Genomic DNA, 13,927 nt, shown 5'->3' with positions numbered 1-13,927 from the left:
TTTGAACCGGACTACAATCCCCGCTCAAGCGATGCGGCTGAACTTGTCGAGCCGAAACTTCGTCACCAAGGGGTGGGACCAATGAGCGTCGTCGCCGGCGTGTTCGGTGCCTTGCCGCCGTACCGCTATTCCCAGCGCGAGCTCACCGACTTCTTCGTCAGCATCCCCGACTTCGAGGGTTACGAAGACATCGTCCGGCAGTTGCACGCCAGCGCCAAGGTCAACAGCCGCCACCTGGTGCTGCCGCTGGAGCGGTATCCCACCCTGACCGACTTCGGCGCGGCGAACCGCATCTTCATCGAAAACGCCGTCGACCTCGGCTGCGAAGCCCTCTCGGGCGCCCTCGACGAGGCCGGCCTGCGGCCGCAGGACCTGGACGTGCTGATCACGACGACGGTCACCGGCCTGGCGGTGCCGTCCCTGGACGCCCGGATCGCCGGGCGCCTGGGGCTGCGTGACGACGTGCGCCGGGTGCCGCTGTTCGGCCTGGGCTGCGTGGCCGGCGCCGCGGGCGTGGCCCGGTTGAACGACTACCTGCGCGGGGCGCCCGACGCCGCGGCGGCCCTGATCTCGGTCGAGCTGTGCTCGTTGACCTATCCGGGGTACAAGCCGTCGCTGCCGGGCCTGGTGGGCAGCGCGCTGTTCGCCGACGGGGCGGGCGCGGTGGTCGCCGTTGGCGAGCGGCGCGCCGAAAAGGTCGCCGCCTGCGGGCCCAGCATTCTGGACTCGCGCAGCACGCTCTACCCCGATTCGCTGCGCACCATGGGCTACGACGTCGGCGCCGCCGGCTTCGAGCTCGTCCTCGCGAAGGACCTGGCCCAGGTGGTCGAGGAGCACATCGAGCGGGACGTCACCGGGTTCCTCGGCGCGCACGGGCTGACGACGACCGACATCGGCGCCTGGGTCAGCCACCCCGGCGGCCCGAAGATCATCGACGCGATCAACGCCAGCCTGAGCCTGGCGCCGGACGCACTGGAACTGACCTGGCGGTCGCTGGGCGAGATCGGCAATCTCTCGTCGGCCTCGGTGTTGCACGTGCTGCGCGACACCCTGGCCAAGCCGCCACCCGGCGGAAGCCCCGGCCTGATGATCGCGATGGGCCCGGGATTCTGTTCCGAACTCGTGTTGCTGCGCTGGCACTGACCTAAGGCGTTGCTTCTTGTGCCGTTAAGAGATTTCGCGATGGACCGGCCGACGAGCCGGCCCTCCGGCCCGGGCCGCTCATGAGCGCCGACCCCGAGGAGCTCGTCAAGGCCCTGCGCGCTTCCCTGAAGGAAAACGAGCGGCTGAAGCGGCAGGCCCGCGAATACCTCGCCGCGGCAACCGAACCCGTCGCGGTGGTGGGAATGGGGTGCCGGTATCCGGGCGGCGTGGACTCCCCGGAGGCGCTGTGGCAGATGGTGGTCGAGGGCCGCGATGTGGTGTCGGAGTTCCCGGCCGACCGGGGCTGGAACCTGGCGGGCCTGTTCGATTCCGACCCCGACGCGGTGGGCAAGTCCTATGCCCGTTGCGGGGGCTTTTTGGCCGACGTGGCGGATTTCGACGCCGCGTTCTTTTCCATCGCGCCCAGCGAGGCGCTGGCGATGGACCCGCAGCAACGCCTGTTGCTGGAGGTGTCGTGGGAAGCATTGGAGCGGGCCGGCATTGACCCCGCCGAGTTGCGCGGTTCGCCGACGGGCGTGTTCGCCGGCATCTTCCACGGCTCGTACGGCGGTCAGGGCCGGGTGCCGGGCCACCTGGAGCGCTACGGGCTGCGCGGTTCGACGTTGAGCGTGGCGTCGGGCCGGGTGGCCTACGAGCTGGGCCTACAGGGGCCGGCCATTTCCGTCGACACGGCCTGTTCGTCGTCGTTGGTGGCCATGCACCTGGCGGCCCGATCGCTGCGCGCCGGCGAGTGCGACCTGGCGCTGGCCGGCGGCGTGACGGTGATGGCGACGCCGGCGATGTTCATCGAGTTCAGCCGGCAGCGGGCGCTGGCCGCCGACGGGCGGTGCAAGGCGTACGCGGGCGCCGCCGACGGCACCGGTTTCTCCGAGGGCGTCGGCGTGCTGGTGCTGGAGCGGTTGTCCGACGCGCGGCGGTTGGGGCATCCGGTGCTGGCGCTGCTGCGGGGGTCGGCGGTGAACCAGGACGGGGCCTCGAACGGGCTCGCGACGCCGAACGGGCCGTCGCAGCAACGGGTGATCCGCGCCGCGCTGGCCGACGCGCGCCTGCGGGCGGCGGACGTGGACCTGGTGGAGGGACACGGGACGGGCACCACCCTCGGGGATCCGATTGAGGCGCAAGCGGTTTTGGCGACGTACGGGCAGGACCGGCCGGCGGACCGGCCGCTGTGGCTGGGGTCGATCAAGTCCAACATGGGTCACACGTCGGCGGCGGCGGGCGCCGGCGGGGTGATCAAGATGGTGCAGGCGATCCGCCACGGGGTGATGCCGAAGACGTTGCACGTGGATGTGCCTACGCCGCATGTGGATTGGTCGGCGGGGGCGGTGTCGCTGCTGACCGAGGCGCGGGACTGGCCGGCGCAGGACCGGCCCCGCCGCGCCGGAGTGTCGTCCTTCGGGATCAGCGGCACCAACGCGCACGTCATCGTGGAGCAGCCGCCGCCGGAAAGCGCTGTGCCGGCGGGCGATGACGCCACCGCGCCGTGGGTACTGTCGGCCCGATCGGCCGACGCGCTGGCCAACCAGGCGTCCCGGCTCCTGGCGCGGCTCAACGACGACCCGGGTCTGCGGGTGGTCGACGTGGCCTGGTCCTTGGTGTCGACGCGGTCGCTGTTCGAGCACCGGGCGGTCCTGGTCGGCGCCGACCGCGAGCGCCTGATCGCGGGGCTGGCCGACGTGGCGGCCGGCGCGCCCGGTGCGGGCGCGGCGGTGGGCCGGGCGCAGCCGCTCGGCAAGACCGTGTTCGTGTTTCCCGGGCAGGGGTCGCAGTGGGTCGGCATGGGAGCCGAATTGTTGGACAGTTCAGCCGTTTTCGCCGATCACCTGCAGCGCTGCGAGAAGGCGCTCGCCGAACACGTCGACTGGTCGCTCGTCGACGTCATCCGCGGCGCGCCCGGCGCGCCCGGGTTGGACCGGGTGGACGTGGTGCAGCCGGCGCTGTGGGCGGTGATGGTGTCGCTGGCAGAGTTGTGGCGCTCGGTGGGCGTCGTCCCCGACGCGGTGATCGGTCATTCCCAGGGCGAGATCGCGGCGGCGTACGTGGCCGGGGCGCTGTCCCTGGAGGACGCGGCCAGGGTGGTGGCGCTGCGCAGCCGGCTGCTGGTGGAATTGTCCGGTGCGGGCGGCATGGTGTCGCTGGCCTGCGGGCTGGCCCGGGCCGAGGAATTGATCGCCGGCTGGGGCGAACGGTTGAATGTGGCCGCCGTCAACGGTGTTTCCGCGGTGGTGGTGTCCGGCGAGGTGGGCGCCCTCGACGAGTTGATGATCCGCTGCGCGGCCGACGGCGTGCGGGCCCGCAGGATCGACGTGGACTACGCCTCGCACTCCCGGCACGTGGACGCGATTCGCCCGGCGCTGGCCGGCGCGCTGGCCGGCATCGAGCCGCGATCGTCCTCGGTCGCGTTGTTCTCCACCGTGACCGGCGAACTGCTGGACACCGCGGGCCTGAACGCCGACTACTGGTACCGCAGCATCCGGCAGACGGTCCAGTTCGAGCGCGCGGTGCGCGGAGCGTGTGGCGCCGGATACGGGGTGTTCGTCGAATCCAGCCCGCACCCGGTGCTGCTGGCCGCCGTCGAAGACACCGTGTCCGACTGCGGCGCCGGCGCGTTGGTGGTTCCCTCACTGGGCCGCGACGACGGGTCGCTGCAGCGGTTCTGGCTCTCAGCGGGCCAAGCCCATGTGGCGGGCGTGGCCGTGGACTGGCGCGCGGCCATCGCCGGTCTGGGCGGTCGGCGCGTCGATCTGCCCACGTATGGCTTTGTGCGGCAGCGCTTCTGGCTGCCGGGCGGCTCCACCGGATCGGGCGACGTGACCGCCCTGGGCCTGGCGGGCGCCCGGCACGCGCTGCTGGGCGCGGTGGTGGCGCGGCCCGATTCCGGCGGGGTGGTGCTGACCGGCCGGCTGTCGACCGCCGCCCAGCCGTGGCTGGCCGACCATGCGGTGGGCGGCACGGTGCTGTTCCCCGGTGCGGCGTTCGTGGAGCTGGCCATCCGCGCCGGCGACGAGGTCGGGTGCGGGGTGCTCGAGGAGCTGACGTTGTCGGCCCCGCTGGCGCTGCCGGCGACGGACGGCGTGCAGGTGCAGGTGGTGGTCGGCGCCGCCGCCGAGTCGGGGCAGCGCGAGCTGTCGCTGTATTCGGCTGTCGCGCAATCGGAGTGGGTGCTGCACGCGCACGGCTCGGTGCGCCCGGCGGCGGTGGCGCCGTCCGCCGACCTGTCGGTGTGGCCGCCGGCGGGTGCGGCGCCCGTGGACGTGGCCGACGCCTACGCACGGCTGGCGGACCGCGGCTACGAGTACGGCCCGTCCTTCCGCGGCCTGCGCGCGATGTGGCGGCGCGGTGACGAGATTTTCGCCGACGTCACCGTGCCGGAGGGCGCCGGCGCGCAGGACGGCGGCTTCGGCATACATCCGGTGTTGCTGGACGCGGCGCTGCACGCGATCGGCGTCGCCGGCGAACAGGGGCAAACCCTGCTGCCGTTCTCCTGGGAGGGGGTGACGCTGCACGCGGCAGGCGCCTCGCGGGCCCGGGTCCGGATAGCGCCGTCCGGCGCCGGTGCGGTGTCGGTGGAATTGGCCGACGGATCGGGGCTGCCGGTGTTGTCGGTGCGCTCGCTGGCGATGCGCCCGGTGTCGGCCGGGCAGTTGGCCGCGGCGGCCACGTCCCCCGATGGCCTCTTCGAAGTGGCGTGGTCACCGATAGCGTTGAGCGACAAGGACTCCGACGCGAAGCTGTGGGAGCCCGGCGGGCACGGCTCCGATCCGGTCCGGTCGGTGCACGCCGCCACCACCGAGGCGCTGGGCGTTTTGCAATCGTGGTTGGCCGATCCCGAGTCCGCGACGCTGGCGGTGCAGACCCGCGGGGCGGTCGCGCTCGCCGGTGAGGACGTGGCGGACCTGTCCGGTGCGGCGGTCTGGGGCCTGGTGCGGTCGGCGCAGGCCGAGCAGCCGGGCCGGGTGGTGCTGATCGACTCCGACGGATCGTTGGACGCGCGCGCCGTGATCAGCTGCGGCGAACCGCAAGTGGTGGTCCGCGCGGGCGTGGCCTACGCCGCCCGGATGCGGCCGGCGCGCGGCGGATCGGTGCTGCGGCTGCCGCCCGGGGGGTGGCGGCTGGACGCGGGCGGCGCGGGCACGCTGGAGGACCTGGTCGTGGGCCCGTGCCCGCGGGCGGAACTGGAGGCCGGGCAGATCCGGGTGGCGGTGGCCGCGGTCGGCGTGAACTTCCGGGATGTGTTGGTGGCCTTGGGCATGTATCCGGGCGGCGGCCAGTTGGGGGCCGAGGGCGCCGGCGTGGTCGTCGAGGTCGGTCCGGGCGTCGAGGGACTGGCGGTCGGCGACGCGGTGATGGGGCTGCTGGGCGTGGTCGGCTCCGAGGCGGTGGTCGACCGGCGACTGGTCACGCCGGTGCCGCAGGGCTGGTCGCTGGTCACGGCCGCGGGGGTGCCGGTGGTGTTCCTGACCGCGCTCTACGGGTTGTCGGTGCTGGCCGGGCTGCGCGCCGGCGAGCGGGTGCTGGTGCACGCCGCCACCGGCGGGGTCGGCATGGCCGCGGTCCAGCTGGCGCGGCACTGGGGTGCGGAGGTATTCGCGACGGCGAGCCGCGGCAAGTGGGACACATTGCGTGCCATCGGATTCGACGACGACCACATCGGCGATTCGCGGGCGCTGGGCTTCGAGGAGAAATTCTCGGCGGCGACCGGCGGGGCCGGGATCGACGTGGTGCTCAACTCCCTGGCCGGTGAGTTCACCGACGCGTCGCTGCGGTTGTTGGCCCCCGGCGGGCGGTTCATCGAGATGGGCAAGACCGACGTCCGCGACCCGCGCGTCGTCGCCGAACAACATCGAGGCGCGCAGTACCGCGCCTTCGACCTGCTGGAGGCCGGACCCGACCGCACCGCGGCGATGCTGGCCCAGATCGTGGAACTGCTGCGGGATGGAGCGGTGACACCGTTGCCGCTCAAGACCTTCGACGTCCGCTGCGCTTCGGCGGCGTACCGGTTCGTCAGCCAGGCCCGCCACATCGGCAAGGTCGCGCTGACCCTCCCGGCCGGGCCCGGCGCCGTGCTCAGTGGCTGTGGCGGGCTGGCCGGCGGCAGCGTGGTGATCACCGGCGGTACCGGCATGGCCGGTTCGGCGCTGGCCCGCCACCTCGTCGACCGCTATCGCGTCGGGCACGTCATGCTGGCCAGCCGGGCCGGCGCCGCGGCCCCGGGGGTCGCGGAGTTGGTGGACCGGCTGCGGGAGGCCGGCGCCGGCGTGTCGGTGGTGGCCTGCGACGTCGCGGACCGCGACGCGGTCGCGGCGATGCTGGCGCAGATTCCCGCGCAGCATCCGCTGCGCGGCGTGGTGCACGCGGCCGGCGTCCTCGACGACGGGTTGATCGCCTCGCTGACCCCGGATCGGGTGGATGCAGTGTTGCGGGCCAAGGTCGACGGCGCCTGGCACCTGCACGAGCTGACCCGGGAGAAGGATCTGTCGGCGTTCGTGGTGTTCTCGTCGATGGCCGGGATCGTCGGCACCCCGGGCCAAGCCAACTACGCGGCGGCCAACAGCTTCCTCGACGGCCTGGTCGCCCACCGGCGGGCGCACGGGCTCGCGGGCCTGTCGCTGGCCTGGGGCCTGTGGGAGCAAGCCTCGGCGATGACGGCGCACCTCGGGGAGCGCGACAAGGCCCGGATGAGCCGGCTCGGCATCGCGCCGCTGTCCACCCGACAGGCGCTGGAATCCTTCGACGCCGCGATGCTGCTCGAAGCCCCGGTGCTGATGGCCGCCCGCCTGGATCGGGTCGCCCTGTCCGACAACGCCGCCGCGCTGCCACCGCTGCTGAGCGAGCTGGCCGCCCGCACCACCCGCCGCGTCGTCGACGATGTCGACACGACCGCGCTGTTGACCGGTCTCACCGCGCGCCTGCACGGCCTGACGCCCGAGGCGCGCCGGCGTGAGCTGACCGACCTGGTCCGCGCCAACGCGGCGACCGTGCTCGGCCTGCCCAACCCCGCCGACATCGACGCGGGCCGCGCGTTCGGGGATCTCGGCTTCGATTCGCTGACCGCCGTCGAACTGCGCAACCGGCTGAAAACGGCGACGGGTCTTACCCTTTCGCCGACGTTGATCTTCGACTACCCCACACCGGCGGCCCTCGCCGAACACCTCGACCGCCACCTGTCCGCCGGCCAGGCCGGCGACCAGCCGGACCTGATGGCCCGCTTCACCGATATCACCCGCGAATTGCAGGCGCTGCTCACCCGGCCCGACTGGGAGCCATCCGACAAGTCGGCGCTGCGGGCGCGGCTGCACAATCTGCTCGCCGCCCTGGGCCCCGCCGATCCCCTCGACCCCGAGGGCCTCGACGCCGACCTCGACGCCGCCACCGAAAGCCAACTCTTTGCCATCCTCGATGAAGAACTCGGCCGCTGAGACCGCGATGCCCGACACCACGCAGCACGTCGACTACCTGAAACGCCTGACGGCCGATCTGCGGCGGGCGCGGCGACGCGTCTCGGAGCTGGAAGGCAAGCTGTCCGAACCGATCGCGGTGGTGGGCATGGCCTGCCGGTACGCCGGCGGGGTCGATTCGCCGGAGGCCCTGTGGGAGCTGGTGAACGACGGCCGCGACACGGTGTCGGACTTCCCGGCGGATCGCGGCTGGGATGTCGAGGGACTCTACGACCCGGATCCCGACGCGGCGGGGAAGATGTACACCCGCCAGGGCAGCTTCCTGCGCGACGCCGCGGACTTCGACGCCGGATTCTTCGGGGTGGGACCCAGCGAGGCCTTGGCGATGGATCCCCAGCAGCGGTTGATGTTGGAGATCTCTTGGGAAGCGTTGGAGCGGGCGGGGATTGACCCGCTGGCTTTGCGCGGCTCGGCGACCGGCGTGTTCGCCGGCGTCATCCACGCCGGCTACGGCGGCGAGGTGAAGGGTGAGCTGGAGGGCTACGGGCTGACCGGTTCGACCCTGAGCGTGACCTCGGGGCGGGTGTCCTACGTGCTGGGGCTGGAAGGCCCCGCGGTGTCGATCGATACGGCGTGTTCGTCGTCGTTGGTGGCCATGCACCTGGCGGCGCAGTCGCTGCGCTCCGGGGAGTGTGACCTGGCGCTGGCCGGTGGCGTGACGGTGATGGCCACCCCCGCCGCGTTCGTGGAGTTCAGCCGGCAGCGGGCGCTGGCCCCCGACGGCCGGTGCAAGGTGTACGCCGGTGCCGCGGACGGCACGTCGTGGTCGGAAGGCGCGGGCGTGCTGGTGCTGGAGCGGCTGGCCGACGCGCGACGGCTGGGGCATCCGGTGGTCGCGGTGCTGCGCGGTTCGGCGGTGAACCAAGACGGCGCCTCCAACGGGCTGACCGCACCGAACGGGCCGTCACAGCAGCGGGTGATCCGGGCGGCGCTGGCCGACGCCGGGTTGACCGCGGCGGACGTCGACGTGGTCGAAGGCCACGGCACGGGAACGGTTTTGGGCGATCCGATCGAGGCCCAGGCCCTGCTGGCGACCTACGGGCAGGACCGGCCGGCGGATCGGCCGCTGTGGCTGGGATCGATCAAATCGAACATCGGGCATACCTCGGCCGCGGCGGGGGTGGCCGGCGTGATCAAGATGGTGCAGGCCATGCGGCACGGGGTGATGCCCAAGACGCTGCACGTGGATGTGCCGTCGCCGCACGTGGATTGGTCGGCGGGCGCGGTGTCGGTGCTGACCGAACCCCGGCCCTGGCCATGCGATCCGGCGCGGGACGGGCAGCGGCGCGCGGGCGTGTCGTCGTTCGGCATCAGCGGGACCAACGCGCACGTCATCGTCGAACAGCCGCCCGCGGAGCCGGAAACCCTTGCGGCTCAGCATGATCAACCCGACGCGGTGACGCCGTGGGTGGTGTCGGCCCGGTCGGCCGAGGCGCTGGCCGCGCAAGCGGGGCGGCTCTCGGCCTATCTGGACGCCCAGCCCGCTCTGCGGGCGCTGGATGTCGGCTGGTCGCTGGCCACCACCCGGGCTGCCCTGGATCACCGCGTCGTGCTGGTGGGCGGTGACCGGGACACCCTGATGGCGGGGCTGGCCGGGGTGGCGTCCGGGGCGCCCGGCCCGGGTGTCGTGGTCGGGCGGACCCGCGCGACCGGTAAGCGCGTGTTCGTGTTCCCCGGCCAGGGCTCGCAGCGCCTCGGGATGGGACGCGAGCTGTACCAACGCTTCCCGGCGTTCGCGCAGGCCTTCGACGAGGCCGTGGCGGCGGTGGATGGCCACGCGCGGCTACCGCTGCGCGACGTGATGTGGGGCGGCGACCCGGACCTGTTGGAGAACACGGAGTTCGCCCAGCCGGCGCTGTTCGTCCTCGAGGTCGCCTTGGCGGCGCTGTGGCGGTCGTGGGGGGTGACCCCCGATCTGGTGATCGGCCACTCGGTGGGGGAGATCGCGGCGGCCTGCGTGGCCGGCGTGCTGTCGTTGCCGGACGCGGCGCGGGTGGTGGCGGCCCGCGGGCGGTTGATGGCGGCGCTGCCGGCCGGCGGGGTGATGGTCGCGGTGAGCGCCACCGAGGCCGAGGTCGCGCCGCTGCTGAACGGCGAGGTGAGCCTCGCGGCGGTCAACGGCCCCGATGCGGTGGTGCTTTCGGGCGAGCGGACCGCGGTGACGACGGTGGCGGATCGGCTGGCGGATTGCGGCCGACGGGTGCGACGGCTGGCCGTCTCGCACGCCTTCCACTCAGCGTTGATGGAGCCCATGGTCGAGGAGTTCGCCGCGGTGCTGGCCGGGGTGTCGCCGGGCGCGCCGCGAATCGACCTGGTGTCCAACGTGACCGGGCAATTGGCCGGCCCCGGATACGGCTCCGCCGACTACTGGGTCGAGCATGTGCGCCGGCCGGTGCGGTTCGTCGACGGCGTGCGGCTGGCCGAATCGCTGGGCGCCGGCGCCTTCGTGGAGGTGGGCCCGGGCGCGGCGCTGACGGCCGCGGCGGAGCAGTCCCTGGCGGCGGAGCCGGCCGTTGCGGCGGTGTCGATGGCCAAGGACCGTCCCGAAATCGATTCGCTGCTGCTGGCGGCCGGGCAGCTGTTCGTCTCCGGCGCCGAGGTGGACTGGGCCGCCGCGTTCGCCGGCCTGACCGCGCGCCGCGTCGACCTGCCGACGTATGCCTTTCAGCGGCGCCGGTTTTGGCTGTCGCCGGAGGCGGTGGGCGGCCGCGACACCGCGGGCCTGGGGTTGACCGGCGCCGAGCACGCCCTGTTGGGCGCCGTGGTCCCGCGGCCCGATTCGGGCGGTGTGGTGTTGACGGGCCGGCTGTCGACGGCCGCCCAGCCGTGGCTGGCCGATCACGCGGTGACTCAGACGGTGTTGTTCCCGGGTGCGGGGTTCGTCGAGCTGGTGCTGCGGGCCGGCGACGAGGTCGGCTGCCCGGTGATCGAGGAGCTGACGCTGTCGGCGCCGTTGCCGCTGCCGGCCGGCGCGGTGCGGGTGCAGGTGGTGGTGGACGCCCCCGGTGAGACCGGATCCCGTGCGGTGGCGGTCTATTCGCAGGCCGGTCCGGACTGGACCTTGCACGCTCAAGGGGTGGTGAGCGAAGGCTCGCCCACGCCGGACGCGGACCTGTCGGTGTGGCCGCCCGTCGGCGCCACGGCGGTCGATGTGACCGGTGCCTACGACGATCTGGCCGACCGCGGCTACGGCTACGGCCCGTCCTTCCGCGGCCTGCGGAAGGTGTGGCGGCGGGGGGCCGAGATCTTCGCCGAGGTCGAGGCGCCGCAGCAGGCCGCCGTCACGGTGGGCGGCTTCGGAATCCATCCGGTGGTGCTGGACGCGGCCCTGCACGCCCTGGGCGTGGCCGACGGGGACGCCGAGACCGTGTTGCCGTTCTCGTGGCAGGGGGTGTGCCTGTACGCGGCCGGCGCGTCGCGGGTCCGGGTGCGGCTGGCGCCGGTAGGTAGAGGCGCCGTGTCGGTGGAGATGGCCGATTCGTCGGGCTTGCCGGTGCTGTCGGTGCGGGAGCTGGTGACGCGGCCCGTCTCGGCCGCGCAGCTGGCGGCGGCCGCGGCGGCCCGCTCCGGCGGCGGCGAACTCCTGGAGGCGGTGTGGTCCCCAATCGCGTTGGCCGACAACGCCGATGGACCCGCTCCCGAGGTGTGGCGGCCGCCCTCGAACGCCGGCGGGGTCCTCGCATCGGTCTACGCCGCCACCCATGAGGCGTTGGGCGTGCTGCAGTCCAGGGCTGAGGACGCCGGCCCGTTGGTGGTGCTGACCCGCGGCGCGGTCGCGCTGCCCGCCGAGGAGGTCTCGGACCTGGCCGGCGCCGCGGTGTGGGGACTGGTGCGCTCGGCGCAGGCCGAGCATCCCGGCCGGGCGGTGCTGGTCGACTCCGACGGTTCGCTCGATCTCGGTTCCGTCATCGCTTGCGGCGAACCGCAATTGGCGGTTCGCGCGGGCGCCGCCTACGGCGCACGGCTGCAGCCGCTCAAGCCGCACCCCCTGTTGCCGTTGCCCGAGCCGCCGTCGGTGTGGCGGCTGGCGGCCGGCGACGCCGGGACGCTGGAGGACCTGGCAGTGCAGTCGGGGCCGCCGGACGAGGTCGGCGCCGGTCGGGTGCGGGTGGCGGTCGCCGCGGCCGGGGTGAACTTCCGCGACGTGTTGGTGGCGCTGGGCATGTACCCGGGCGCCGCGCAGCTGGGCGCCGAGGGCGCGGGACTGGTGACCGAGATCGGCCCCGGAGTCACGGATTTGGCCGTCGGCGACGCGGTGATGGGCATCTTTGGCCTGACCGGGTCGGAGGCGGTGGTCGATCGCCGGCTGGTGACCCGGGTGCCGTCGGGCTGGTCGTTCGCGCGGGCGGCGGGCGTGCCGGTGGTGTTCTTGACGGCGTATTACGGGCTGTCGGTCTTGGGTGGCCTGCGCGCCGGCGAGCGGGTGCTGGTGCATGCCGGCGCCGGCGGGGTGGGTATGGCGGCCGTGCAGCTGGCCCGGCATTGGGGGGCCGAGGTGTTCGCGACCGCCAGCCGCGGCAAGTGGGACACCTTGCACGCCATGGGTCTCGACGACGACCACATCGCGGATTCGCGGACACTGGAGTTCGAGGAGAAGTTCTCCACCGCCACGGGCGGAGCCGGTGTGGACGTCGTGCTGAACTCGCTGGCCGGCGAGTTCACCGATGCGTCGCTGCGGTTGCTGGGCCCCGGCGGGCGCTTCATCGAAATGGGCAAGACCGACCTGCGCGACCCGGCGGACCATCCCGAGATCTATTACCGAGCCTTCGATCTGATGGAGGCGGGCCCGGACCGCATCGCCGAGATGTCGGACGAACTGATGCGCCTGTTCGCGGCCGGAGCTCTAAAGCCGTTGCCCGTCAAGACCTTCGACGTGCGTTGCGCCGCGGAGGCTTACCGGTTCGTCAGCCAGGCCCGCCACATCGGCAAGGTGGTGCTCACCATGCCCGACGGGCCGGCCGGGCTGGCCGGCGGCACCGCCGTGATCACCGGCGGAACCGGCATGGCGGGTTCGGCCGTGGCCCGCCACCTGGTCGACCGCCACCGGGTGGGGCACGTCATGCTCGTCAGCCGCAGCGGTGAGCGGGCCGACGGGATGTCCGGGCTGGTGGCCGAGCTGCGGGAGGCGGGCGCCGAGGTGTCGGTGGTGGCCTGCGACGTCGGAGATCGCGACGCCGTGGCGGGGTTGCTGGCGCGGGTGCCGAAGCGCTTCCCGCTGCGCGGCGTGTTTCACGCCGCGGGGGTGCTCGACGACGCGGTGATCGCCTCCCTGACACCCGAGCGCATCGACACGGTGTTGCGGTCCAAGGTCGACGGGGCGTGGCACCTGCACGAGCTGACCCAGGATTTGGACCTGGCGGCGTTCGTGGTGTTCTCGTCGATGGCGGGGATCGTCGGCGCGCCGGGTCAGGGCAACTACGCGTCCGCCAACTCCTTCCTCGACGCGCTGGCAGCCTACCGCCACGCCCACCGCCTGCCCGCCCTGTCGATCGCCTGGGGGATGTGGGAAGAGGCGTCGGCCATGACCCGGCACCTCGGCGACCGCGACAAAGCCCGGATGAGCCGCGCCGGGCTGGCCGCGCTGTCCACCGCCCAAGCGCTCGACCTGCTCGACGCCGCGCTGCTGGCCGAGCCGCCCGTCGTCGTGGCCACCCGGCTCGATACGGCCGCGCTGGCGCACGGCGGCGCCACGTTGCCACCGCTGTTGAGCCAGTTGGCCACTCGCCGCGCCCGACGGGTGCTCAACCCGACCGACATGGTGTCGTTGACCGGCCTGCGGGCGCGACTGGAGGGCCTGACCCCCGAGCAGCGGCGCCGCGAGCTCGTCGAGCTGGTGTGCGGCAACGCCGCCACGGTGTTGGGGCACAGCACCGCGGACGTCGACGCCGACCAGGCTTTCGGAGATCTCGGATTCGACTCGCTGACCGCGGTGGAGCTGCGCAACAGGCTCAAAATCGCGACCGGCCTGACGCTTTCGCCGACGCTGATCTTCGATTACCCGACGCCGGCGGCCCTGGCCGAGCACCTCGACGGCCAGCTGGCCACCGGCACGGCCGGTGAGCCACCCGACCGGATGGCCCGCTTCAACGACGTGGCGCGCGAATTGCAGGCGCTGCTCGGCCAATCCGGCTGGAGCCCCGGCGACAAGGCTCAGCTCGTCACCCGGCTGGAAGCCCTGTTGCAGACGCTGACCGGCCCCGAAGTTACCTACCAGGAGCAGCCCGACGACCCGTTCGACGACGACATCGCCACCGCCACCGAAAGCCAGCTCTTCGCCATCCTCGACGAAGAGATCGGCCCCTAGC

General features: G+C 73.0%; 3 protein-coding genes. All 3 read left to right on the top strand.

Features of this window, described 5'->3' with window-relative positions; translation table 11 throughout:
- Positions 1–81: 81 nt before the first annotated feature.
- The 3 genes from ACEL92_RS15025 to ACEL92_RS15015 all read left to right on the top strand — a co-directional run bounded on the left by ACEL92_RS15025 (position 82) and on the right by ACEL92_RS15015 (position 13,926).
- Complete coding sequence (locus ACEL92_RS15025; protein WP_374021537.1) at positions 82–1,143, top strand: type III polyketide synthase; 1,062 nt, start codon at positions 82–84, stop codon at positions 1,141–1,143.
- Positions 1,144–1,223: 80 nt separating this feature from the next.
- Positions 1,224–7,583, top strand: a complete 6,360-nt coding sequence (locus ACEL92_RS15020) for an SDR family NAD(P)-dependent oxidoreductase (protein ID WP_374021536.1) — start codon at positions 1,224–1,226, stop codon at positions 7,581–7,583.
- A complete protein-coding gene (locus ACEL92_RS15015; RefSeq protein ID WP_374021535.1) occupies positions 7,564–13,926 on the top strand; it encodes an SDR family NAD(P)-dependent oxidoreductase in 6,363 nt (2,120 codons plus the stop codon). Before ACEL92_RS15020 ends, ACEL92_RS15015 begins: the two co-directional genes overlap by 20 nt.
- Position 13,927 lies beyond the last annotated feature (1 nt).

It is taken from the genome of Mycobacterium hainanense (assembly GCF_041890355.1).
Lineage (GTDB): Bacteria > Actinomycetota > Actinomycetes > Mycobacteriales > Mycobacteriaceae > Mycobacterium > Mycobacterium hainanense.
The sequence above is the reverse complement of the archived record's forward strand: the minus strand, read 5'-3'. Positions and strand labels throughout refer to the sequence as shown.